The sequence below is a fragment of the Streptomyces sp. NPDC020362 genome (genome assembly GCF_040642095.1).
GTDB lineage: Bacteria > Actinomycetota > Actinomycetes > Streptomycetales > Streptomycetaceae > Streptomyces.
The window spans coordinates 1-22,405 of record NZ_JBFAET010000149.1; the positions used below are offsets into that span (position 1 = coordinate 1).

The window sequence follows — 22,405 nt, forward strand, 5'->3', positions numbered from 1 at the left end:
AATCCGGGTCACCGGGTTCCGGCCCCAACGCGCCTGCTCCGCCTCCCTCTTCGCGGCGATGACCGCTCGCGGTCCGGGAGGCTTCCGCATGCGCACCGCACTGCACACCGCCGTCATCGGCGCGGCGACCGCCGCCGGCGTCCTTGCCTGCGGCACCGCCGGGGCGACCCCCGCGGGGCCCGGGGTGACGGCCCGGAGATTTGGCCGGACCACGGTCGGCGGCACCGACTGCACGCTGCGGGAGATCACCGTCCCGCCCGGTCAGAGCACCGGATGGCACCACCGCAAAGGCCCGCTGCAGGGCTTCGTGAAGCAGGGCACCCTCAGCCGCTTCGACTCCGCCTGCGCCCCAGAAGGCGTCCACCGGACGGGCGCGACGATCCAGGAGCCGACCGGTCCGGACCCTGTGCACATCGGCCGGAACCTGGGCGACACCCCGCTCGTGCTCTACGTGCCCTACGTGCTGCCGCACTGTTCGCCGTTCTCCGAGGACGCACCGAAGCCGGGCTGCCCGTTCCGGTGATCACCCCTCGGGCAGCGGTTGATCCGCCCAGATCGTCTTGCCGGTACCCGTCTGCCGGCTGCCCCAGCGCTGGGTGAGCTGGGCGACCAGCAGCAGCCCGCGGCCGCCTTCGTCGTAGGCGTGCGCCCGGCGCAGGTGCGGGGAGGTGGAACTGGCGTCGGAGACCTCGACGATGAGCGCGCGGTCGCGGATCAGGCGCAGCTTGATGGGCGGTACGCCGTAGCGGATGGCGTTGGTGACGAGTTCGCTGACGACGAGTTCGGTGACGAACGCGGCCTCCTCCAGTCCCCAGGCGGCCAGCCGCTCGGTGGCCGCCTGCCGGAAGGCGGCCACCTCGGCCGGGTCGGGCGGTACGTCCCAGGTCGCGACGCGATCGGTGCCCAGGGCGCGGGTGCGGACCATGAGCAGGGCCACGTCGTCGGTGGGCTGTTCGGGCATGACGGCCTTGAGGACGTTGTCGGTGAGATCTTCCAGGGAGTCGGCCGGCGCGCCGAGGGCACGGCGCAGTTCGTCGGTGGCGTGGTCGACGTCCCGGTCCCGGTCCTCGACCAGCCCGTCGGTATAGAGGGCGACGATCGAGCCCTCGGGCAGGTCGACTTCCATCGCCTCGAAGGGCAGCCCGCCGACCCCGAGGGGCGGTCCGGCGGTCATGGGGAGGAACTCCGGGGTGCCGCCGGGCAGGACGAGGGCCGGCGCCGGGTGGCCGGCAGCGGCCAGGGAGAGGCGGCGGGAGACGGGATCGTAGACGGCGTAGAGGCAGGTGGCGCCGAGTTCGGCGACCTCTTCTCCGCTGTCGTCGGAGGCCAGGTGGGTGACCAGGTCGTCGAGGTGGGTGAGGAGCTCGTCCGGGGGCAGGTCGACGTCGGCGAGGGTGCGCACGGCCGTGCGCAGCCGGCCCATGGTGGCCGAGGACTGGATGCCGTGGCCGACCACGTCGCCGACGACCAGCCCGACCCGGCTGCCAGAGAGCGGGATCACGTCGAACCAGTCGCCGCCGATGCCCGCCAGCGATCCGGACGGCAGATACCGGTGAGCCACCTCGACCGCGGCCTGTCCGGGCAGCCCCCTGGGCAGCAGGCTGTGCTGGAGGGCGTGGGCGGTGCTGCGTTCGCGGGCGAAGCGGCGGGCGTTGTCGATGCAGACGGCGGCGCGGCTGGCGAGCTCCTCGGCGAGGACGGCGTCGTCGGGCGCGTAGTCCTCCGGGTGGCGCGACCGCACGCACACCGCGACGCCCAGCGTGGTGCCGCGGGCCAGCAGCGGTACGGCGATCATGGAGTGGACGCCCACGCGGTAGGGGCGGCCCTCGGGACTGCGCGCGTTGCGCTCCGCGAGCCACTCGTCGAAGTCGGGCTCGCCGGTGCGGCCGAGGACCGCCCCGCCCTCCTGCAGGGCGCGGGCCGGCGGCGAGGACGGCTGGTAGCCGTGCATCTCGCCCAGATGGACGGCCACACCCGGGTTGCCCTCCTGCGTGGATCCGTGCGCGACGCGGCGCAGCGTGAGGGCGCCGTCCGGGATCATCGGCAGTTCGTCCTCCCCGAGGACCCAGTCCAGCAGGTCGATGCTGGCGAAGTCGGCGTACTGCGGGACGAGCAGCTCGATCAGCTCCTCGGCGGTACGCACCACGTCCAGGGTGGTGCCGATGCCGGTGGCCGCCTCGTTCAGCAGGGCGAGGCGGCGCCGGGCCCGGTACTGCTCACTGCTGTCGAATGCTGCCAGCGCGACCCCGGCCAGCTCGCCGGAGACGTCCCGCAGGGGCCACATCTCGATGCTCCACGCATGCACCCGGCTCGGGGCCGGAGTGCCGGTGAAGCTCTCGTAGCGCACCGGCAGGCCGGTCTCGGCGACCTGGCGCAGATGATGCAGAAAGCCCTGGCTGTGCTCGGCGTCCTCCACGGTCTCCGGATAGAACCGGCCGACCAGCGACTCCTCGGACACACCCAGCAGCCGGCAGGCCGCGTCGTTGGCGCGCAGATAGCTCTGCCGGAGGTCGAAGACCGACATGGACATGGACGCCTGCTGGAAGGCCTGGTCGGCCAGGGCCGGTCCGGGCACGGTGGCGGTGATCACATGTCCGGCCTCCTCGCCGCCCGGACCGAGGACCGGGCAGGCGCTGAGCGCCACCTCGACCCGGTGGCCGTCGCGGTGGCGCAGTGCGACGGTGCCGGACCGTGCGGCGAGGACACCGGGGGGTACGTCCTCGGCGAGGAGACCGGCCACCGGCCGGCCGACGATCTCGTCCGCCGTGTGCCCCGTGAGCAGCCGCGCGCCCTCGCTCCACCCGGTCAGCCTGCCCTGGGCATCAATGATCGCCGCGGCCGCGACACGCTCCATATGCCCAAGGATGATCCGAATGCTCCGACGCATCAAGCGCGGGGACGACCCGGCTCAGCCCTGGTGAGCACGCAGTACGGACAGCGCCCGATCGGCATGGGTGTTCATGCGCAGTTCGCTGCGGACGATCTCCAGCACCGTGCGGTCCTGCGCGATGACGAAGGTGACCCGCTTGGTCGGCGCGAGGGTGAAGCCCCGCCTGACGCCGAACCGCTCACGCACCGCCCCGTCGGCGTCGGAGAGCAGGGGCATGCCGAGCGTGTGCCGTCCGGCGAACTCCTGCTGCCGTTCGACGCTGTCGCCGCTGATGCCGACGGGGCGGGCACCCACGGACGCGAATTCCGCGGCCAGGTCGCGGAAGTGGCAGGCCTCGGCCGTGCAGCCGGGGGTCAGGGCGGCGGGATAGAAGAACAGCACGACAGGCCCGTCGGCCAGCAGCTCGGTGAGCCGCCGGGTGGCGCCGCTCTCGTCGGGCAGCGCGAAGTCCTCGGCCTTGTCCCCGACCTCGATGCGCTCCGTCATGACCGTCCCTCCCCGCTGCGGGCGACACCGCGGGCCCACAGCACGAGCGGTACCTGGAGGGGAAGCCGGGCCAGGGCCGCGGTCCGCTGCGGGGCGGGCCGATGGCGCCAGTCCACGGCCAGCTTGACGTTGGCGGGGAAGACTCCGACGAAGAAGGCGGCCGCCGCCCTGGCGGCCACGGCACGGGTGCGGGGAGAGGCCACCCCGGCCGCCAGTGCCAGCTCCACGACCCCGCTGCCGTACGTCCACGCCCTGGGCGAGCCCGGCAGCACCCGGGGGATCGTGGCGTCGAACTGCTTCGGGGAAGCGAAGTGGGCGACCCCGGCGGCGGCCAGCAGGCCGGCCAGCAGCAGGGGTGATCGTTCGGACCGGGGCACGGTTCCTCCTCTGGTGACCTGCCGCCGGATATTACTCGACGGTAGGGCACGGGGCGCCCCATCGGGAGTATCCGACGGGTAGAACCGCCCCGCTGCGGGCTGCGCCGCAGGGACGCCCGCCTCCCGGCCCGACTCGTCGTCGACCGCGCACCCGAGGACGTCGTCGACCATGCGGTGGAAGAGCACCGCCGGCTGCCCGAGCTCCCCGGGCAGCCGGTCGGCCAGGGCGAGCAGCATCCCGCGGGCACCCGCCTCACGGATCCGCGCGACGGCCTCCCGGCCGGCCGGCGTAGGTGAGCCGGATCCGCTGGGCCCGGCGGTCGTCGGGGCGGGGACCCGGGTGACGTACCCCGCCCGCTCCAGCTGCTGCACGGTCCGGGGCACAGGGGAGGCCTCCACGCCCAGCTGCTGCGCCGGCTCCCCCGGCCCGAGCGGCTGGGAGTCGGCGGCCCGACGCGGCCGCGCCACCGCGGGCCGGTCCAGCGGCACACCGGCCGGCACCATCAGCCGGTCGTGCCGGCGGGCACGGGTGCCGAGGCAGGTGACGCGGGGCAGGGCTCGCTGGGTCTCGACGACCTCGGGAGAAGCGGCGGGGACACAGGGCAGCGGTTCCGTGGGCACGCCCCGAGCCCACCGCTTGGTTGCGCAAGTCAAGTAAATGATGCGGTTCCCCACGGAGCGGTACGTCCACGGAGACGGGCAGGACGGCGGAACGCCTCCGGCCGAGGACCGGATCGACCGGGGATCGGCGGCACGGCCCGTCCCCGGGCACGTCCCCGGCGTCCCACGGGATGCCGGGACGGCATCCCGGCGGCCCGCCACGGCAACGCTGCCTGACGTGATCACCGTTCGTGGTCACGAGAACGACAGCCGGAGGTTTCCATGATCCGACGGACCATCAAGAGCGGTCTGCTGGCCACGGTCACAGTACTCGCGTTCCTGCCCGCGGCGGCCGGGGCCGCCCCGGCGAGCGCCGCGACCGCCCCGCGCCCGGCAGCCGCCGTGGCGACGCAGCACCCCGCGCAGCACCAGAAGCACCGCAGCCACCACGCCAGGCGGCACACGCACCGCGCCCACCACCGCCGGTTCCACCACCGCCGCGCCCACCACCTCGTCGCGCCGGGAGCCGCACGGGCCGTCGTCCAGGGCATGTCGTACCGCCGCACGCTGCCCGTCGTCGGGCGGGTCGTCACCCATCACGCCCGGCTGAACGTCCGCTCGGGGCCGGGCACCTACTACCGAGTGATCGGCCACCGGCACTCCCACCGGCTGCTGACGGTCACCTGCAAGACGTACGGCTCCTGGGTCTTCGGCAACCACGTCTGGTACCGGCTCCCCCACCACCAGGGCTACGTCTCCGCGCGCTACGTCCGCACGGGGCGCACCGTCCGGTGGTGCTGACCGCCGCGGACCGCCGCACGACCTGACCATCGAAGGCCCGTTCGGGAACTCCCCTTCCCCGAACGGGCCTTCGATCCATATACGCCTCACCGTCCTCATACCTCACCGCGTGTTGCAGAGGCCGATCTCCCGGGAAGCCATTCCGACAACAGGGGCTAAAGCGCCCATAGCGGATTGGGAGTCGAGGGACGCACGATGCCGCATCCCCAAGGATCGGCCGCACCTGACGAGCCGCTGGTGGTGAGACTGCGCGAACTGAGAAACCGTACGGGACTGAGCCTGGCGGCCCTGGCCGCACGCACCCCCTACAGCAAGTCGGCCTGGCACCGCTATCTGACCGGTACCCAACGGCCCCCGCGACCGGCCGTGGAGGCGCTCAGCCGACTGGCCGGCGCCGACCCCGCACCCGTCCTGGCCCTGTGGGAGGCGGCCGAGGAGGCGGCCGCGCCCGTCCCCCCGAAGCAGCAGGCACGGCCCCGCAGCCGGTGGCTCCCGCTGTCGGCGCTCGCCATGCTCGGTACGGTCGCGGCGATGGCCGCCGCCGTCACCGTGGCCGGGCGGCCGGGCACCCCCGCCCCCACCGCACAGACCGTGCTGCCCCGGCCCGGCTGCCACGCACGCTCGTGCCAGGGCGAGTTGCCCGACGCCTCGGTGTGCGCCCGGGACGCGCAGACCGAGAGCAGGGTCGCCGACTCCGCCTACGACGTCCGCCTGCGCTACTCGCCCACCTGCGGCACCGCGTGGTCGGAGGTACGCGTACACCCCCCGCAGGCACGCGAGGTGTCGGTGCGGGCGGGGCGGGACCTGCTGTCGGCGAGCTATCCGGCGGAGGACTCCGCCGGATACACCAGCCCGATGCTCGCCGTCCGTTCGCCCCGGGGTGTGGAGGCATGCGCCGAGGTGGGCAGGCGGCTGGCGTGCACCGGGCTGGACGTGGAACCGGTGGACGAGCCGTGAGACCAGTCGGGCGTCGAGCCGCTCCAGCAGCTCGATGGCGGCCCGCTGCCCGGACGTCTGCCGGATCCGGTCGTGGAGTCGGTGGTTGACGTCGGAGTACGTCACCGGCTCACCGTCGGCTACGGCCTTCCGCGTCGCCGCGCCGAGGTCGGCCGGTTCTGCCGGCTGCTCGTCACTGGCCGCGACGGCAGCCTTGGCCGCGCACAGGACCATGCGGCACTCCTTGACCGCGACCGCTTCCTCCACGGTCACCACCCGCACCCGCGAGCCGCGGCCCCGGATCCGTTCGACCAGGCCCTGAGCCACCGGATCGATCGGTGCCCCCGGATGCCGGCCCGCGTCACACCGAACTGCCCGGCGAGTACGTTCTGCACCAGCCACTGGGCGGGCGCCATCCCGCCGTTCAGGAGCGCCTGCCGCAACAGTGCGAGCGCATGCTGCCCGGCCTGCTCTCCGGTGGTCGGACGGGCGTCCTTCGGCGTTGTGCCCTCCCTGAACGAGGGCCTGCCGGACGCAGATCCGGCCCAACAAGATGGTCGGCAATTCCGTTCGCGTACCTCGGCCCGGACGCTCAGCCGGTGCGGTAGAGACCGGTGAGCAGTTCGAGCACGGCCTGGTGAGCCGGGTGCGGGTCGTCCCGCCACCAGGCGAGACGCACGGCGACGGGTTCGGCGTCGCGCACCGGCCGGTAGACGATGCCGGGCCTCGGGTACTGGTACGCGGTGGACTCGGCGGTCACCCCGATACCGCGTCCGGCGGCGATGACGGTGAGCCAGTCGTCCACGTCGTGCGTCTCCTCGACGGCCGGCCGGGCTTCGGCGGGCCACAGCTCCGGGGTGGCCGTGCCGGTACGGCGGTCGACGAAGAGGGTGCGGCCGGAGAGGTCGGCGAGCCGGACCGAGCGGCGCCTGGCGAGGGAGTCGTCGGCGGCCAGTGCGCACAGGCGCCGTTCCAGGCCGACGATGGCGGTGCCGAAGCGCCGGTCGTCCAGCGGCCTGCGGACGACCGCGAGGTCGCAGGCGCCTTCGGCCAGGCCCGCGGACGGGGAGTTGACCCGCACCAGGTGCAGGTCGGTGCCGGGATGCGCGGCGCTCCAGCCCCGCTGGAAGGCCACCGTGTGGCGGCCGATCGCCGACCAGGCGTACCCGATCCGCACCCGTTCGTGTCCCGCGGTGGCCTCCCGGACCAGCTCGGACACGTCCGCGAGCACCCGCCGCGCCTGGGCCAGCACGCGCAGCCCGGTCGCGGTCGGGGTCACCGCGCGCGAGGTGCGCCTGAGCAGCCGTACGCCCAGGGCCCGTTCGAGGGAGGCGAGGCTGCGGGAGACAGCGGCCTGGGAGACGCCGAGGGCGACGGCGGCGTCGGTGAAGGTTCCCTCGTCCACGATGGCCACGAGGCAGCGGAGCTGCCGCAGGTCGATGTCCGCTTCATGCATACGCTCAGCGTATAGATCGAGCCTGGCATGCATTTTGCTCAAACATCCTGGCGGCGCACCATCCCGCTATGTCTCGAGCCTTCGAACGCCCCGCCGCCGCGACCGTGTCCACGGCGGGGTCCGGTCCCGCGCCACGGCGGTGGGCCGGCGTGGCCACCATGTCCGCCAGCGGCCTGTCCAACCAGACCGGCGCGGCGATCGGGGCACTGGCCTTCCCCGTGCTGGGACCGCTCGGGGTGGTGGCGGTGCGGCAGTACGTCGCCGCGCTGGTCCTGCTGGCCGTCGGCAGGCCGCGGCTGCGGGCGTTCACCCGGCACCAGTGGTGGCCGGTGCTGCTGCTGGCGGCGGTCTTCGGCACGATGAACCTCAGCCTGTACAGCGCGGTCGACCGGATCGGCCTCGGCCTCGCGGTGACCCTGGAATTCCTGGGGCCGCTCGCCATCGCGCTGGCCGGGTCCCGGCGGCGGCTGGACGTGGGGTGCGCTGCGCTGGCGGCGGCCGGGGTCGTCGTCCTGATGCGCCCACAGCCCTCGACCGACTACATGGGCATGGGCCTCGGCCTGGTGGCCGCCTGCTGCTGGGCGTCGTACATCCTGCTCAACCGGGTCGTGGGCCGTCGCATCCCGGGGGCCCAGGGGGCGGGCGCCGCGGCCGGGGTGTCGGCTCTGGCCTTCCTGCCGGCCGGCATCGCCGTCGCCGTACGGCACCCGCCCACCGCCGGGGCCGTGCTGTGCGCGATCGCCGCCGGGGTGCTCTCCTCGGCCGTGCCGTATCTCGCGGACCTGCTCACCCTGCGGACCGTGCCCGCGCAGACGTTCGGGCTGTTCATGAGCGTCAACCCGGTCCTCGCGGCCGTCGTCGGGTGGGTCGTGCTCGGCCAGGGGCTCGGCGGCCCGGAGTGGGCGGGCATCGGGGCGGTGGTCGCAGCGAACGCCCTCACCATCGCCACCAGGCGCGACTGACGCCCGCCCCCACCCGCCCGACGACGCCTGGCCGTGCAGAAGGAGGGTTCCGAGATCGACCTCGGCGGCATGCTGCGCAGCGAGCCGACCCTCGTCGCCCCGCAGGGCTGCCCGACCGAGATCTTCGAGGTCGCCCCGCTGCCCGTCGAGCGCCATGAGCCCTTCGCGAAGCCCATCAGCCACCGTGCCCCGTCCCCGCAGGCCGACCGGGCCTTCGAGCCGGCGCTCACGCCCGGGCCGCCGAGACGGTCGTGGTGACGTTCGATGCGCAGCGATCAGCGGGGACGGGTGACCGGAGCGAGCCACAGCCCCACGATCGCGTCGGCGAGCCCCGTGGCGACCTCGCTCCAGGTGGTGCGCGGGGTCGGGGCGCCCTCGGCGAGAGCCCGCTCCCGCTCGGCACAGGTGTGCAGGATCAGCGCCCGGACCATCTGGCCGCGTTCGGTGCGGACCTCGGCGGGCAGCGCGGGCAGGGTGCGGTTCAGGCCGTCGATCGCGTCCCGCAGGGCAGGGGCGGTCAGGGACTCCTCGACCATGATCTCGTGCAGCGCCGGGTCGGTCATCACCTGGGCGCAGAACCGCGCGTACCAGGTGGGGCTGCCCAGGCCGGCCAGGTGCTCGGTGACCGGGCGCACCAGGCAGTCGACCCAGTCGCGCACGTCGGTGGAGCCGGCGGCCGCCGCCAGGGACCGTTCCCGCAGCACCTCGATGGGCGCGGCGTGCCGGCGCGCGACCGCGCGGACCAGGTCGGCCTTGGTGCCGAAGTGGTAGCCGACCGCGGCGTTGTTGCCCTGGCCCGCGGCCTCGCTGACCTGACGGTTGGAGACGGCGTACACGCCGTGCTCGGCGAACAGCCGCTCCGCCGCGGCCAGGATCGACTCCCGCGTCGCGTTCACCTGCTCCGCACGGGCCGTGCTGCGCGCCATGCTCACCACCGCTCCGGGACTGCGCACCGTCCTGGGGCGGCCGGTCCCGCGCACCGCTCCAGGTCCTCGACCGGGGCGGCGAGGTCCAGCCAGGGAAGCCTACGGGGCGCGCCCGGCCCCCGGCCGACAGGCCCCGCCCGGACGGCCTTTCCGCGAAACCGCACCGGCGGCCGCTTCGACCTCCCCGGCTTGCTCGGCATGGCGGCCGGGCTCTTCTCACTGCTGCTCGCCGTCTCCGAGGGCGCCGGCCGGGGCCGGGGCAGCGGAACCCCGCTGGGCCTGTTCGCCCTCACGGTCGTCGCTCTCGTGGCGTGGAGCTTCTTCCGGTCGCGTCCGCGCCGACGGTCCGCACACCGGTCCACCGGGCCGCGACGCACCCGGACGTCCGTCAACGCGGCCCAGACATCCGTCGACGCGGCCAACTCGCCGCGCACGCCCGTCAGTCGGGGCACATCCATGCGCGGCCCCGGCCGGCCGCTGGGACGGGCCCGTTCAGGCGAACCGGTGCCGGAAGGGGCGTGCGGGCGCCGGGAGCGGTCGACACCTTCAGCCGTGACCGCCGTGACCCTGCCGCTCATCGCGCCGATGCTCGCCTCCCCCGGATCGCTGCCGCCCGCCGCCCAGGACCTGCGCTGGGCGTACGAGACCAAGCAGGACGGCCAGCGGGTGATGGTCTATCTGCCGGGGGACGGCAGCGTGCTGCTGCGTGCCCGCTCCGGCGAGGACATCACCGCCGCCTACCCCGAGCTGCGGCCGCTCGGCACCGTTGTTGGCGCCGCGCCCGCCGTCCTGGACGGCGAGGTGCTCGCCCTGGACGAACAGGGGCGCGCCGACTTCCAGTTGCTGCAGAGCCGGATGGGCCTCGCGCACTCCCCCGCCCGCGCGGCGCGCCGGGCCGCACGGGTACCCGTGCACCTGGTGCTGTTCGACGTCCCGTACCTGGAACGCCCGCTGCTGCGGCTTCCCTACGCGCAGCGGCGGGCACGACTGACCGAGCTGGGCCTCGCCGGGCCGTACTGGTCGACGCCGGGAGCGGTGACCGGACACGGCGCCGAGGCGCTCCGGGCCACCCGCGAGCACGGCCTGGAGGGCCTGGTGTGCAAGCGGCTGGACTCGGTGTACGAGCCGGGCGTGCGCTCCCGCGCCTGGATCAAGATCCGGAACATGCGCAGCGAGGACGTGATCGTCGGGGGCTGGCTGCCCGGCAAGGGGCGGCTGACCGGTCTGCCGGGCGCGGTGCTGGTCGGCCAGCGCGCGGGCGACCGGCTGCGCTACGTCGGCGGGGTGGGCACCGGCTGGAGCGAGGCGGAGCGGACGGAGCTGGCGGCGCTGCTGCGGGCGGCCGCGAGCGACCGGTGCCCTTTCGACCCGGTGCCACGGATCGCGGACGCGCACTGGGTGCTGCCCCGCCTGGTCGGCGAGGTCGCCTTCAGCACCCGGACCCGGGCCGGGATGCTGCGCCAGCCGTCGTGGCTGCGGCTGCGTGCGGACCTCACGCCCGAGGAGTCGTCGGCGGATCTGCCGGAGGATGTCGTCTGAACGCCGGCGGGACTTCCTGCAGCCCCGGCGGCGGTTCAGGCGGCCGGGGCACCGGACTCGCCTGCACCGCACGGCCGTTCGCGGCACCGCGATGCCGCCCGAAGGAGGTGGGTTCCGCCGTCGTCGGGCATCGCGGGCCGCACCCCGGCCTGCGGCGCGGCCGCCGTCGATCTCTGTGGACGCCCGCCCGATCGCATCTCATGATGACCGGATGGATGGTCCTACAGAACTGACCAAGGACACGCCCGCCGCCGTGGACGCGGCTGGTCTGCCCTCCCCGCGACCACGCCCGGACGCTGCGCCCCGGCGGCAGGGCCTCGTCGCGGTGCAGGCGCAGACCTCTGCCCGGGTCAGGGTCGCGATGCGGTTTCACGACCTTCTCGGCGCCCGGAGGAAGCAGAGGCTGCGCCATGGCCCGGCGGTCGCCGCATGAGCCGGGAACGAGCCGGCGCCCGGGAGCTGTACGAGGAGCTCCTCGGCCATGACGGCCACGACCCGTACGCCGACGTCGTCGAACCGTGGCTGGCGCGCGTCCGAGCGGCCGGGGACCCGCTGTGCGCCCCGCTGCCCGGGGCGGCCGACGCGCGCCCGGGGCACCCCGGCGATCTGTGGGAGCTGTACGCCCTGAGCCGGGTCAGCGACGTCCTGTTGCTCTCGTTCCAGCCTCCCGGCCACGATCCCTGGGCGGGACCGGGGCTGACCAGGGACCAGTATCTGCTGCTGTTCACGGACTTGGGCATGGTGCCGTTCGAGGAGTGCTCGGTCTTCGACCCCTTCCTGCACGAGATCGTGGAGGTGGAGCAGACGGCCGATCCGGACCGGCCTGTCGGGATCACGGGCGTCGTGTGGCCCGGTCTGCGACTGGGTGACATGGTGTTCGGCCGGGCCGGTGTGCGGGTGCGGGCCGGTGCCCGGCACGCCGAGCGCGGGGTGGCCGACCGCTCCCCGCTGTACTGGGCCTTCCGGCGCCGGCACCGGCCCACCGTCGACCTGTCCATGGGCTGGGGCTCCAACTCGCAGTGGCGTACGGGCTTCCGCGTCGACATCCGGACCGCGGCGGAGGACCGGCTCAACGTCATGGGCCGCACGCACGTCGACGCCGTGGCCAAGGGCAGTGCCGAAGCCCTGCTGACGTCGGCCGAGCGGCGCGAACTCCTGCGCCACCGCAGTCTCCTGCGGACGCCGGAGCGTGCCGGCGCCCTCGCCGCGAGCCCGGGCTGGGAGACGGATCTGTTTCCCTTCGACTGGCGGCTGCCGATGTGACAGGGGCGGGGCAGGGCGCCCGAGGGTCTATCGTGTCCCCCATGTCCGTCCCGGAACTGATCCGTATCGTCTCGCGTGACTCACCGATGGCTCTCGCCCAAGTCGAGCGCGTCCGCGCCGAGTTGGGCGTGCTGCATCCCGGCGTGCGCACCGAGGTCGTGCCCGTGAAGACCACGGGCGACAAGTGGCTCGGCGACCTCTCCAAGGTCGAGGGCAAGGGGGCGTTCACCAAGGAGGTGGACGCGGCCCTGCTGGCCGGGGAGGCGGACCTCGCGGTGCACTGCGTCAAGGACGTGCCCGCCGACCGGCCGCTGCCCGCCGGCACGGTGTTCGCCGCGTTCCTGAAGCGCGACGACATCCGTGACGCGCTGGTGCATCCGGGCGGGCTCACCCTCGACGAGCTGCCGGCCGGTACCCGGATCGGCACCTCCTCGGTACGCCGGGTGGCCCAGCTGGCCGCCACGCACCCGCACCTGGAGTGCGTGCCCTTCCGCGGCAACGCCAACCGCCGCCTGGAGAAACTGGCCGCCGGGGAGGCGGACGCGCTGCTGCTGGCGGCGTCCGGTCTGGAGCGGATCGGCCGCACGGACGTGATCAGTGAGGTGCTGTCCCCGGAGTCGATGATGCCGCCGATCGGCGCGGGCATCCTCGCCCTGCAGTGCCGGGAGGGCGATGCCGAGCTGATCGACGCGGTCAGCGCGCTCGGCGACCCGGACACGAACCGGGAGGCCACGGCCGAGCGCATGTTCCTGCATGTGCTCCAGGGGCACTGCAACAGCCCCATCGCCGGCTACGCGCGCGTCGACCGCAGCGGTGAACTGTCCCTGCGTGCCTGCGTGTTCACGCCGGACGGCAAGACCCGGCTGAACGCCCACGAATGGGCGGGGCGGCTCGATGCGGCCACGCTCGGCACCTCGGTCGCGGTGGCACTGCTGCGGCAGGGGGCGCGGGAGATCATCGACGGCATCCCGCACTGACCCTCGTCAGGCGGTGCCCGGCTCCGTCTGGTCCTTCAGGAAGGCACTGACCTGGTGGGCCAGACTGCCCTGGCCGGTGCCGGCCGGCGCGGGCGCGGCAGCCCCCTCCGTGACGCCAATGCCGCCCGTCCACAGCCGGCGGTCGGTCCACTCCTCCTCGACCCGCAGCTGGACCTGTACGTCCACGTGCGTCAGGGCGGCCTCGGGGGCGGCCGCGTAGAGCACGGCGGTGGCCCGGCGCAGCGGATAGACGTCGAAGCCCTCGATGAACTGCGAGTTGCGCCAGTCGATGAACGCGCTCTCCCCGTCCGGGCCGACCCGCACGTCGATCTGGCCGTCCTCCAGATGGATGCCGTAGTGCCGTGCGCCACGGTTCTCGACGGTCACCCGGACAGTGAAGTACGTGAGCCCGGCCGCGGCGTCGTCGCGTCCTCGCGGCGGCTCGGCCGCCTGCAGGCAGTGGACGCGGACCCGCAGACCGGCATGCTCGTCGTACTCGTGCCAGTCCCCGACCACGTTCGGCTCGTACACAGTGCCCCTCTCGACCTCAAGAGCTGCTGTCTATCTGTGCTCTCAGTGCACTGTCAAATGAGCAGAATGCGCTGTGGCCAGGGGGTTCGCCCGCTTTGATCGGTGATCAAGCGCTGCCCAGGAAGAATCCCGCCGACAGCTCCGCAAGGGGGCACCGGTGCGTGCCGCACATCACGTCCGCGGCAAGATCACCGGGCCAGTCGGCCGAGCAGCGAGGAGGCCGCGGTGATGCCGAGGGCGGCGGCCACCGCCAGGACCCCGAAGTCGGCGGCGAGGCGGGCGGGCGTGCCGAGCAGGAGGCCGCGCAGGGCGTCGACCTGGTAGCTGAGCGGGTTGACCTTGCTGACGGCCTGGAGCCAGCCTGGCATCACCGAGACGGGGTACAAGGCGTTGGACGCGAAGAACAGCGGCATGGTGATCGCCTGGCCGAAGCCCATCAGCCGGTCGCGGCTCAGTACGATGCCGGCGATGGTCATCGACAGGCAGGAGAAGAACGCGGAGGCGAGGACCACGGCCGTGGCCACGCCGAGCAGCTTCAGCGGGTTCCAGGTGAGGGCGACGCCGAGCAGAGCCGCGATGACGATGACGACGACGGCCTGGACCAGCGACTTCACGCCCGCCGCGAACGCCTTGCCGGTGACCAGCGCCGAGCGCGGGGTGGGGGTGACGAGGAGCTTGTTCAGGATGCCGGCGTCCCGCTCCCAGATGATCTGGATGCCGTAGAAGATGGCGATGAACATCGCGGACTGGGCGATGATGCCGGGCGCCAGGTAGTCGATGTAGGGGATGCCGCCGGTGGGTATCGCCCGGATCCGGGTGAAGGTCTGACCGAAGATCAGCAGCCACAGCGCGGGCTGGACCGCGCGGGTGTACAGCTCCGTGCGGTCGTGGCGCAGCTTCTGCAGTTCCACGGCGCACATCGCGACGACCCGGGCGGGCAGCAGCCGCCAGCCCGCACGGGGGTGGGGCGGGCTGAGCAGCAGGGCGGTGCCTGCGGCGGTGTCGTCAGCCGACGCGGTGGGCGGTGCGGCGGGTGCTTCGGACATCGCGGAAACCTCCTCCGGAGTCGAGGCCGCTGCCGGCGACGTCCCGGAAGACGTCCTCCAGCGTGGGCAGGGTGTCCGTGCCGCGGCGTTCGGCGAGCCCCTGGCGCAGCTCGGCCGGGGTGCCCAGGGCGCGGACGCGGCCGCGGTGCATCAGGCCGACCCGGTCGCAGTACTGGTCGGCCTCGTCCATGTAGTGGGTCGTGACGAGGACGGTCATGCCGGTGGCGGCGCGGACGGCGTTGATGTGGTCCCATACGCCGGTGCGGGCGATCGGGTCGAGGCCGATGGTGGGTTCGTCGAGGATCAGCAGCCGGGGCGCGCTGACCAGGGCCTGGGCGAGTTCGAGGCGGCGGACCATGCCGCCGGAGTAGGTGCCGGCGAGCCGGTCGGCGGCATCGGCGAGGCCCACGGCGGCCAGGGCCTGGCCGACGCGTTCGGCGCGCTCGCGGCGCGGCACGTCGAAGACGCGGGCGAACAGGGCGACGTTCTCCCGTCCGGTGAGCCCGCTGTCCGCGGACAGCTGCTGGGGGACGTAGCCGAGGAGGCGGCGCACCGCCATGCGGTCCCTCGCGGCGTCGCGCCCGAAGACCCGGACCATGCCCGCCGGGACCGGGAGGAGCGTGGTGATGCAGCGGATGGCGGTGGTCTTGCCGGCGCCGTTGGGGCCGAGCAGTCCGAACACCTCGCCCTCGCGGACGGCCAGGTCGAGTCCGTCGACCGCCCTGGTGTCCCCGAAGGCGTGGGCGAGGCGGGTGCAGGTGACGGCTCGGGCGCTCTCGGCGGACGTGTCGCTGGTCATGCTTCCTCGGCCTCCTCGTGCAGGGTGACGGCCAGCCTGCGCAGCGCGGGCAGTGCCGCGCGCAGGGCCTCGCGGTCGGCTTCGTCGAGCTGGGACAGATGCCTGCCGACCAGTTCGGTACGGCGGCGCCGCCAGTCCTCCAGCCGCTTCTCCGCGGCCCCGGTGAGCATCAGCCGGGCGGCCCGCCGGTCGGCCGGGTCGGTCTCCCGGGTCAGATGACCGTCTCGGACGAGCTGGTTGACCAGGGTCGACACGGAGTTGCCCGCCAGGTGCAGGGCGCGTGCAGCGTCCGAGATGCCGACGCCGGGTCTGGCCTCGACGAGCCTGAGCAGCTCCACCTCCGCACCGCGCAGCCGCGGCCCGGTGAGCCCGCCGCGCAGCCGACGCCGGACCAGCCGCTGGATCCGTACGAGGGCGTCGGCCAGTTCCTCGGAGATGTCCGGTTCCACGGACAGAAGATTACCTCTGTTACAGAGGTAATGCCTCCCATGGAGTGACCAAGCGAGCAGCCTGAATCATTCCGATATCAGCTGATTTGTTTCGATGCATCCGACGAGGGGAATCCGACCATAAGTGCTTCGGACAGGAGGCACGTCCGTGGGAACCGGCTCAGCCGGGCACCCCGGTGTCCCTGTCGCGGTCCGAGCCCCTCCCACGGTGTCTGTCGAACTCAGCACCTGTTGAGAGAGGTGCGCACGATGCCTGTCACTGGCAGCACGAAGTCCCATCCCCACGACGACGCCCCTGATACGGCCGAGTCCTTCGAACGGCTTGCGAAGCTGCCCGACGGTCCCGAACGCCGGGCGCTCAGGGACGAGCTGGTCCGGCTCTGGCTGCCCATGGCCGAGCGGATCGCCGTACGGTTCCGCAGCCGCGGGGAGTCCCTGGAGGATCTGTACCAGGTGGCCGCACTCGGCCTGGTGAAGGCCGTCGACCACTACGACCCCGGCCGCGGCCGCGCCTTCGAGGCGTACGCGGTACCCACGGTCACCGGCGAGATCAAGCGCCACTTCCGCGACCACATGTGGACCCTGCACGTGCCGCGCCGGGTGCAGGATCTGCGCAACCGGGTCCGCGGCGCCGTCAAGGAGCTGGCCCAGACCACGCCAGGCGGCCGGGCGCCCACCGTCGCCGAGATCGCCGCGCACACCCTGCTCAGCGAGGCCGAGGTGCAGACCGGCATGGAGGCCCTGGAGTGCTTCTCGGCGCTGTCCCTGGACGCGGAGGTGACGGGCACGGAGGGCTACGCGCTCGGGGACTGCCTGGGCGAGGCCGACCCCGGCTTCGACCTCGTGGTCGACCGCGCCGCCGTCAGGCCATGCCTCCAGGCGCTGCCGGAGCGTGAGCGCACCATCCTCTATCTGCGGTTCTTCGGCGGGATGACGCAGAGCCGGATCGCCCAGCAGCTGGGCATCTCGCAGATGCACGTCTCCCGGCTGCTCAGCGGCTGCTTCGACCGGCTGCGTGAGGAACTGCTCGCGGAGACCGGCTGAGCCTCACTCCGGTGTGCCGTCGGGGGTCTCCTCGACGGCGGCGGGGATCGGCTCGGCCGCCCCGGGGACCTGGATGGGGCCGTACCGGTCCAGGGTGTCCTCCAGCGCGGAGCGGACCTCGGGCGGGATGTCGCCGCGGCGCCCCCAGATGAGGATCAGATCGGCGATGGTGCGCAGCTTGATGTTGGTGTGCTGGGAGACCTCCTTCAGCACCTCCCACCCCTCGTCGGGCGTCACCCGGCCGAGGGCGACCACCATCCCGATGGCCTGATCCACGACGGCGTGCGAAGCCACGGCTTCCTTCAACTGGTGCACTTCGGCCTGCAGCTCGGCGATCCGGTCGGGCTCCGACTCTCCCATGCCTCCATCGTGCTCACCCGCCTGGACCCCCGCCACCGGGGTACTCGACGGGCACCACGCCCCCTTCCGCCGGACACTGGTGCCAGACCGGCGGGCGCCGGACCCCGAGACCAGGACGCGACTGCGATGAACGATGACACGCCTGCCAGCGGTGGACCGAGGAAGAGGGACGTCATGTCCACGCACTCCGTCTTCGGCGCGCCGTGCTGGGTGAGCCTGACCAGCCGCGACCTGGAGGCGACCCAGGAGTTCTACTCCGCTCTGCTCGGCTGGCGATGGCGCGGTGCCAAGCTCGGCGAGCACTTCCGGATCGCCCTGGCCGACGGTGTGCCCGTCGCCGGGATCGCCGCGGTCGCCGCCATGTGGCAGATGGCGGTGGCCTGGACCCCGTACTTCGCCGTGCCCGATGCGGACGAGGCCGCGTCACGGGCCCGGGAGCGCGGCGGTACGGCAGCCGTCGGACCTCTGTCGTTCCCGCCGGGGCGGGCGGCGCTGCTCGCCGACCGGGACGGGGCCACCTTCGGGATCTGGGAGGGAGAGCTGGTCGGCAACTGGGAGGCCTGGCGGCGCGCGGCCCCGACCTTCATCCGGCTGCACACCCGCAACGCCTTCGACTCCGCGATCTTCTACGGCGAGACGCTCGGCTGGGCCACCGGGGTGCCGGGCTGCTGCGAGGTCGAGTACGAGGGCGGCGAGGTGGTGCTGCGCAGCAGGGGCGACGTGGTGGCGCGCATCGACTCCGGTGCGGTGGAGGCGGCCCCGGACCCCTCGGTCAGGCCCCACTGGCAGATCCATTTCGCGGTGTCCGACGTGTTGAGCTGCGCCCGCACCGCGGAGAAGCACGGCGGCAGCGTCCTGCACGAGGAGGAGACGGAGGCGGTCCTGCGGGACCCGGACGGGGCCCAGTTCACCGTGACATCACGCCCGGAACGCTGACGGGTCCGCTCCAGCGTGGCATCAAGCCCCGAACACTGACGGACTTCCGGGCGGGCCGGCCGGTTCCGCGGCCGACGGCGTGACGCCTCCGGTGCGGGAGCCCCCGCCACGCGGCCGTCCGACCCTCCGGCCGCCCGGGCTATCGCTCGCTGCGCGACGGCCGGGACAGCAGGATCAGGCTGCGGGACTCCACGCGGAGCCGGGTGCCGGCCTTGCGTTCGCGTTCGTCGGGGACGCCGTCGGGGTCGGCGGTGTCGATCAGGGTCGTCCAGCGCTCGCCGTAGGAGCCGTCGGGGAGGCGGAAGTCGACGGGTTCCCAGTAGCCGTTGAGCAGCAGCAGGAAGGAGTCGTCGACCACGCGTCCGCCGTAGGAGTCGCGTTCGGCGATGGCGTCGCCGTTGAGGAACACGCCGACCGAGTGCGCGTCTTCGCGCTGCCAGTCCCGGCCGGTCATCTCGCGCGCGTCGGGCCGCAGCCACACCAGGTCGGGCAGCGGCTGCTCGGCGTTGGTCACGGTCTCACCGAGGAAGAAGCGGCGCCTGCGCAGCACGGGATGCCCGGTGCGCAGGCCGATGACGTACCCGGTGAACCCGGCGAGGGCACGCTGTTCGCCGGTCAGGTCCCAGTCCACCCATGAGACTTCGTTGTCCTGGCAGTAGGCGTTGTTGTTGCCGCACTGGGTGCGGCCGAGTTCGTCGCCGTGGCAGAGCATCGGGATGCCCTGCGACAGCAGCAGCGTGGCCAGCAGGTTGCGCTGCTGGCGGGCGCGGAGTTCGAGGACGGCCGGGTCGTCGGTGTCGCCCTCCGCCCCGCAGTTCCAGGACCGGTTGTGGCTCTCGCCGTCACGGTTGTCCTCGCCGTTGGCCTCGTTGTGCTTGTCGTTGTACGACACGAGGTCGCGCAGCGTGAAGCCGTCGTGCGCGGTCACGAAGTTGACGCTGGCGCGCGGCCGGCGCCGGCTGTGCTGGTACAGGTCGGAGGAGCCGGTCAGCCGCGAGGCGAACTCGCCGAGCGAGCCGGGTTCCGCCCGCCAGAAGTCCCGTACGGCGTCCCGGTAGCGGCCGTTCCACTCCGACCACAGCGGCGGGAAGTTGCCGACCTGGTAACCGCCCTCCCCCACGTCCCAGGGCTCGGCGATGAGCTTGACACGGCTGATCACCGGGTCCTGCTGGATCAGGTCGAAGAACGCCGACAGCCGGTCCACCTCGTGGAACTGCCGGGCGAGCGTGGCCGCGAGGTCGAAACGGAACCCGTCGACGTGCATCTCGGTGACCCAGTACCGCAGCGAGTCCATGATCAGCTGCAGCACGTGGGGGTGCCGCATCAGCAGGCTGTTGCCGGTGCCCGTGGTGTCGTAGTAGTGCGCCCAGTCACCGTCGACCAGGCGGTAGTACGAGGCGTTGTCGATGCCCCGGAAGGAGAGCGTGGGGCCCTTCTCGCTGCCCTCGGCCGTGTGGTTGTAGACCACGTCGAGGATCACTTCGAGGCCGGCCGCGTGCAGCGCCTTCACCATGGCCTTGAACTCGTCGACCTGCTGGCCCCGGCTGCCGAAAGCCGCATACGCATGGTGCGGCGCGAAGAAGCCGATGGTGTTGTAGCCCCAGTAGTTGGCCAGCCTCCGGTCCTGCAGGATGCCGTCCTGGACGAACTGGTGGACCGGCATCAGCTCCACGGCGGTGACGCCGAGCGTCGTCAGGTGCTCGACGACCGCGGGGTGGGCGAGCCCGGCGTAGGTGCCGCGCAGCCGCTTGGGGACGTCCGGGTGGGTGCGGGTCAGACCGCGCACGTGCGCCTCGTAGATGACGGAGTCGGCGTACGGGTGCCGTGGGGGGCGGTCGTCGCCCCAGTCGAAGTACGGGTCGGTGACCACACCGAGCATCGAGTGCCCGGCGCTGTCGGCCGGGGCCGGACCGTCCGGCGCACGCTCGTAGAGGGAGGCGTGGTTGTCGATCTGCCCGTCCACCGCTCGCGCGTAGGGGTCGAGCAGCAGCTTCGCCGGGTTGCACCGGTGTCCCAAGGACGGCTGCCAGGGGCCGTGCACGCGGTAGCCGTAGCGCTGCCCAGGGCCGACGGCGGGCAGATGGGCGTGCCACACGAACCCGTCGACCTCGTGCAGCGGGACGGGCCGCTCGGTGCCGGCGTCGTCCACCAGGATCAGCTCGACGTGCTCGGCGACCTCGCTGAACAGCGCGAAGTTGGTGCCCTGTCCGTCGAAGGAGGCACCCAACGGGTAGGGGTGCCCGCTCCAGACGGGCACCCCTGTGCGGGACGTGCGAGCCGTCACCGGGCGCCCTCCAGGGCGTCGTCCGCAGCGGTCGCCGGGGCGGCCAGGACGGCCACCGGGAGGGCACGGGGCACCTGGAGCCCGTGACGCAGGGTCGGCGCGGGGGCCGTCGGGACCAGCGGTACGCGCTCGCCGGAGCGGGCACGCTGCGAGAACCAGATGATCGTGGACCCGGTCCCCGAGGCGCAGCAGCCCCAGCCGTCGCTCATGGCGGCGATGTCCGCGAGGCACGCCCTGAGGTCCTGGTCGGGGCGCAGGTCGCGGTCCTCGCCGCCGACGGCGGTGATGAGGTGCTGTCCGTTCCACCACATCTCGATCGAGGTGTGCTTGTCCGTGGCGTGCTGGTCGATCGCCCGCAACAGCAGTTCGATGCCGTGACGGACGGAGTCCACGAGGTTCTCGAGGTCCCAGTGGCGCAGATGGGCGGCCAGTATGCGGCTGACCTGTCCCACCCGTTCCGGGCTGACTTCCACATCGACGTGGTAGTAGCAGGGCACTGCGGTCTTCATCGTCGCTTGCTCCTCACCCGCGAAGCTCCCGCTCCCCTCGCCCGGCCCGGGAGGGATCCCGGACTCCGTCCCGCCCGAGAGGGATCCCGGGCACCCAGCGTGAGCGTTGATCGCTTCAGAGTCATCTCCACAGTGAGGTTGCTACGCCATTCGTGCAACACGAGCCTCACGTACGGCCGGATGGTTGAACGTCCAACAGGACGTTGTGTCGTCGTCCGTGCACCATGAGTGAAAGCCTCGATCGCCGTAACGGTGCCGCGCCCTCCTGTGCGCGGACGCCACCCGACCGTCGGGAACGCGCCCAGTCGAGAGCGTGGAAGGTGAAGAGGGTCATGCTGCTACCCGCCAAGGCCGAAGTGGCCCGGCAGTTGCGGCGTTACCGGGCCTGGGAGCGCGTGATGCTCGCCTCGCCCCACGACCGCACGGTCCGGGCCACTTTCGAGGACTCGGGCTACACCTTGTGCGTGCTGATGGGAAAGCGCTGCGCCAGGGAGGCAGCGGAAGCCGCCGAGCGCTATCTGCGCTCCACACCGGCCGGCTATCTGCACGGCTCCGACGGGCGGCCGCACCCGGACCCGGCGGGTCGGCGCGCGCCGCCACCGGAGCGGCGTTCCACGGCGCCGAGGCACTGACCTGGCACCGTACAGGGCGTTCCATGCGGGCGGCAGCAGCCGAACCGTTTCTCGGATCGCGAAGCCGGGCCCCGGGCCCGGCTTCGCGCACGGCGGAGGTGAGAGATGCGCAGGACCCCGGCCATCGGCCGCGTACCGGTACGAGACGTCCGGCCGGCCGTGGACTGCGGCAGGCGCCCGGCGAAGGCGGTGGCCGGGGAGACGGTCCAGGTCACGGCGACCGTGTTCCGGGAGGGGCACGACGCCGTCGGCGCCAATGTCGTGCTGCGGGATCCGGCGGGGCGCCGGGGCCCGTGGACACCGATGCGGGAGCTGTCCCCGGGCAGCGACCGCTGGGGTGCGGAGATCACCCCGGACGCCACCGGCCGCTGGACCTTCCGCGTGGAGGCCTGGAGCGATCCGCTGGCCACCTGGCGGCACGTGGCCGCCGTGAAGGTGCCGGCGGGCATCGACACCGGGCTGGTCCTGGAGGAGGGAGCCGACCTCTACGAGCGTGCAGCCGCGGGAGTCCCCAAGGGACCGCAGCGCGAGCCGGTCCTGGCCGCCGCGCGGGCTCTCGGTGACGATTCGCTGTCGGTGCACCACCGGCTGAAGGCCGCGCT

At 73.0% G+C, this 22,405-nt stretch carries 25 protein-coding genes and 1 pseudogene; 13 read left to right on the top strand and 13 right to left on the bottom strand.

Annotation, left to right across the window (positions count from 1 at the left end; all coding sequences use genetic code 11):
• Positions 1-88 precede the first annotated feature (88 nt).
• A complete protein-coding gene (locus AB0H32_RS34985) occupies positions 89-523 on the top strand; it encodes a cupin domain-containing protein (protein ID WP_361129376.1) in 435 nt (144 codons plus the stop codon).
• Here the strand turns inward: AB0H32_RS34985 and AB0H32_RS34990 are convergent, their stop codons facing one another.
• Genes AB0H32_RS34990 through AB0H32_RS35000 form a run of 3 tightly spaced genes read right to left on the bottom strand, consistent with a single transcriptional unit; the run spans position 524 to position 3,753 of the window.
• Positions 524-2,854, bottom strand: a complete 2,331-nt coding sequence (locus AB0H32_RS34990) for a SpoIIE family protein phosphatase (RefSeq protein WP_361129312.1) — start codon at positions 2,852-2,854, stop codon at positions 524-526.
• Positions 2,855-2,908: 54 nt separating this feature from the next.
• A complete protein-coding gene (locus AB0H32_RS34995) occupies positions 2,909-3,376 on the bottom strand; it encodes a peroxiredoxin (RefSeq protein ID WP_361129315.1) in 468 nt (155 codons plus the stop codon).
• Complete coding sequence (locus AB0H32_RS35000; RefSeq protein ID WP_361129379.1) at positions 3,373-3,753, bottom strand: DoxX family protein; 381 nt, start codon at positions 3,751-3,753, stop codon at positions 3,373-3,375. Before AB0H32_RS35000 ends, AB0H32_RS34995 begins: the two co-directional genes overlap by 4 nt.
• An 882-nt stretch (positions 3,754-4,635) precedes the next feature.
• Here AB0H32_RS35000 and AB0H32_RS35005 point away from each other — a divergent pair.
• Together AB0H32_RS35005 and AB0H32_RS35010 are read left to right on the top strand one after the other, a co-directional pair.
• Positions 4,636-5,154, top strand: coding sequence for a hypothetical protein (locus AB0H32_RS35005; protein ID WP_361129318.1), 519 nt, complete (start codon positions 4,636-4,638; stop codon positions 5,152-5,154).
• A 195-nt stretch (positions 5,155-5,349) separates the two neighbouring features.
• Complete coding sequence (locus AB0H32_RS35010; protein WP_361129321.1) at positions 5,350-6,111, top strand: DUF2690 domain-containing protein; 762 nt, start codon at positions 5,350-5,352, stop codon at positions 6,109-6,111.
• Here AB0H32_RS35010 and AB0H32_RS35015 read toward each other — a convergent pair.
• Positions 6,076-6,506 (bottom strand): annotated as a pseudogene (locus AB0H32_RS35015) (FCD domain-containing protein); the annotation flags it as partial. The gene AB0H32_RS35010 and the pseudogene AB0H32_RS35015 sit on opposite strands and share 36 nt — an antisense overlap.
• A 176-nt stretch (positions 6,507-6,682) precedes the next feature.
• Complete coding sequence (locus tag AB0H32_RS35020; RefSeq protein WP_361129324.1) at positions 6,683-7,546, bottom strand: LysR family transcriptional regulator; 864 nt, start codon at positions 7,544-7,546, stop codon at positions 6,683-6,685.
• A gap of 68 nt (positions 7,547-7,614) precedes the next feature.
• On the opposite strand from AB0H32_RS35020, the gene AB0H32_RS35025 reads away from it, so the two are divergent.
• Together AB0H32_RS35025 and AB0H32_RS35030 are read left to right on the top strand one after the other, a co-directional pair.
• Positions 7,615-8,508, top strand: a complete 894-nt coding sequence (locus AB0H32_RS35025; RefSeq protein ID WP_361129327.1) for an EamA family transporter — start codon at positions 7,615-7,617, stop codon at positions 8,506-8,508.
• 33 nt (positions 8,509-8,541) lie between these two features.
• Entirely contained in the window at positions 8,542-8,766 is a 225-nt protein-coding gene (locus tag AB0H32_RS35030; RefSeq protein ID WP_361129330.1) for a hypothetical protein, read from the top strand.
• A 17-nt stretch (positions 8,767-8,783) separates the two neighbouring features.
• On the opposite strand, the gene AB0H32_RS35035 is transcribed toward AB0H32_RS35030, so the two are convergent.
• Positions 8,784-9,434: a TetR family transcriptional regulator gene (locus AB0H32_RS35035; protein WP_361129333.1), complete on the bottom strand. Its 651-nt coding sequence runs from the start codon at positions 9,432-9,434 to the stop codon at positions 8,784-8,786.
• 585 nt (positions 9,435-10,019) lie between these two features.
• Here AB0H32_RS35035 and AB0H32_RS35040 point away from each other — a divergent pair.
• From AB0H32_RS35040 to hemC, 4 genes are all read left to right on the top strand, one after another.
• Positions 10,020-10,973, top strand: coding sequence for an ATP-dependent DNA ligase (locus AB0H32_RS35040; RefSeq protein WP_361129381.1), 954 nt, complete (start codon positions 10,020-10,022; stop codon positions 10,971-10,973).
• A gap of 211 nt (positions 10,974-11,184) precedes the next feature.
• On the top strand, positions 11,185-11,406 hold the full coding sequence (locus AB0H32_RS35045; RefSeq protein ID WP_361129335.1) for a hypothetical protein: 222 nt from the start codon (positions 11,185-11,187) through the stop codon (positions 11,404-11,406).
• Entirely contained in the window at positions 11,403-12,236 is an 834-nt protein-coding gene (locus tag AB0H32_RS35050) for a hypothetical protein (RefSeq protein WP_361129338.1), read from the top strand. The genes AB0H32_RS35045 and AB0H32_RS35050 overlap by 4 nt, the downstream gene beginning before the upstream one ends.
• Before the next feature lie 41 nt (positions 12,237-12,277).
• Positions 12,278-13,213, top strand: a complete 936-nt coding sequence (gene hemC, locus AB0H32_RS35055) for a hydroxymethylbilane synthase (RefSeq protein WP_361129341.1) — start codon at positions 12,278-12,280, stop codon at positions 13,211-13,213.
• A gap of 6 nt (positions 13,214-13,219) precedes the next feature.
• On the opposite strand, the gene AB0H32_RS35060 is transcribed toward hemC, so the two are convergent.
• The 4 genes from AB0H32_RS35060 to AB0H32_RS35075 form a co-directional block, all read right to left on the bottom strand.
• Positions 13,220-13,744 carry a hypothetical protein gene (locus AB0H32_RS35060; protein ID WP_361129344.1) on the bottom strand — a complete coding sequence of 175 codons (525 nt, stop codon included), beginning with the start codon at positions 13,742-13,744 and terminating at the stop codon, positions 13,220-13,222.
• A gap of 188 nt (positions 13,745-13,932) precedes the next feature.
• Positions 13,933-14,790, bottom strand: coding sequence for an ABC transporter permease (locus tag AB0H32_RS35065; RefSeq protein WP_361129347.1), 858 nt, complete (start codon positions 14,788-14,790; stop codon positions 13,933-13,935).
• A complete protein-coding gene (locus AB0H32_RS35070) occupies positions 14,750-15,589 on the bottom strand; it encodes an ATP-binding cassette domain-containing protein (RefSeq protein ID WP_361129350.1) in 840 nt (279 codons plus the stop codon). Before AB0H32_RS35070 ends, AB0H32_RS35065 begins: the two co-directional genes overlap by 41 nt.
• A complete protein-coding gene (locus tag AB0H32_RS35075; protein WP_361129353.1) occupies positions 15,586-16,038 on the bottom strand; it encodes a MarR family transcriptional regulator in 453 nt (150 codons plus the stop codon). The genes AB0H32_RS35070 and AB0H32_RS35075 overlap by 4 nt, the downstream gene beginning before the upstream one ends.
• 249 nt (positions 16,039-16,287) lie before the next feature.
• Here AB0H32_RS35075 and AB0H32_RS35080 point away from each other — a divergent pair, with 249 nt between their 5' ends.
• Positions 16,288-17,082 carry an RNA polymerase sigma factor SigF gene (locus AB0H32_RS35080; RefSeq protein WP_361129356.1) on the top strand — a complete coding sequence of 265 codons (795 nt, stop codon included), beginning with the start codon at positions 16,288-16,290 and terminating at the stop codon, positions 17,080-17,082.
• 3 nt (positions 17,083-17,085) lie between these two features.
• On the opposite strand, the gene AB0H32_RS35085 is transcribed toward AB0H32_RS35080, so the two are convergent.
• Positions 17,086-17,442 carry an ANTAR domain-containing protein gene (locus AB0H32_RS35085; RefSeq protein ID WP_361129359.1) on the bottom strand — a complete coding sequence of 119 codons (357 nt, stop codon included), beginning with the start codon at positions 17,440-17,442 and terminating at the stop codon, positions 17,086-17,088.
• A 126-nt stretch (positions 17,443-17,568) separates the two neighbouring features.
• Here AB0H32_RS35085 and AB0H32_RS35090 point away from each other — a divergent pair, with 126 nt between their 5' ends.
• Positions 17,569-18,378: a VOC family protein gene (locus tag AB0H32_RS35090; protein WP_361129362.1), complete on the top strand. Its 810-nt coding sequence runs from the start codon at positions 17,569-17,571 to the stop codon at positions 18,376-18,378.
• Positions 18,379-18,517: 139 nt separating this feature from the next.
• On the opposite strand, the gene glgX is transcribed toward AB0H32_RS35090, so the two are convergent.
• Together glgX and AB0H32_RS35100 are read right to left on the bottom strand one after the other, a co-directional pair.
• On the bottom strand, positions 18,518-20,662 hold the full coding sequence (gene glgX, locus AB0H32_RS35095; protein ID WP_361129365.1) for a glycogen debranching protein GlgX: 2,145 nt from the start codon (positions 20,660-20,662) through the stop codon (positions 18,518-18,520).
• Positions 20,659-21,171, bottom strand: coding sequence for a pep a2 (locus tag AB0H32_RS35100; RefSeq protein ID WP_361129367.1), 513 nt, complete (start codon positions 21,169-21,171; stop codon positions 20,659-20,661). The genes glgX and AB0H32_RS35100 overlap by 4 nt, the downstream gene beginning before the upstream one ends.
• A gap of 332 nt (positions 21,172-21,503) precedes the next feature.
• Between AB0H32_RS35100 and AB0H32_RS35105 the strand changes: the two genes are divergently transcribed.
• Together AB0H32_RS35105 and AB0H32_RS35110 are read left to right on the top strand one after the other, a co-directional pair.
• The gene (locus AB0H32_RS35105; RefSeq protein WP_361129370.1) at positions 21,504-21,803 is read left to right on the top strand and encodes a DUF5133 domain-containing protein; all 300 of its coding nucleotides are present in this window, start codon (positions 21,504-21,506) and stop codon (positions 21,801-21,803) included.
• A 105-nt stretch (positions 21,804-21,908) separates the two neighbouring features.
• The coding region (locus AB0H32_RS35110) for a maltotransferase domain-containing protein (RefSeq protein WP_361129373.1) at positions 21,909-22,405 on the top strand (497 nt) is incomplete at its 3' end.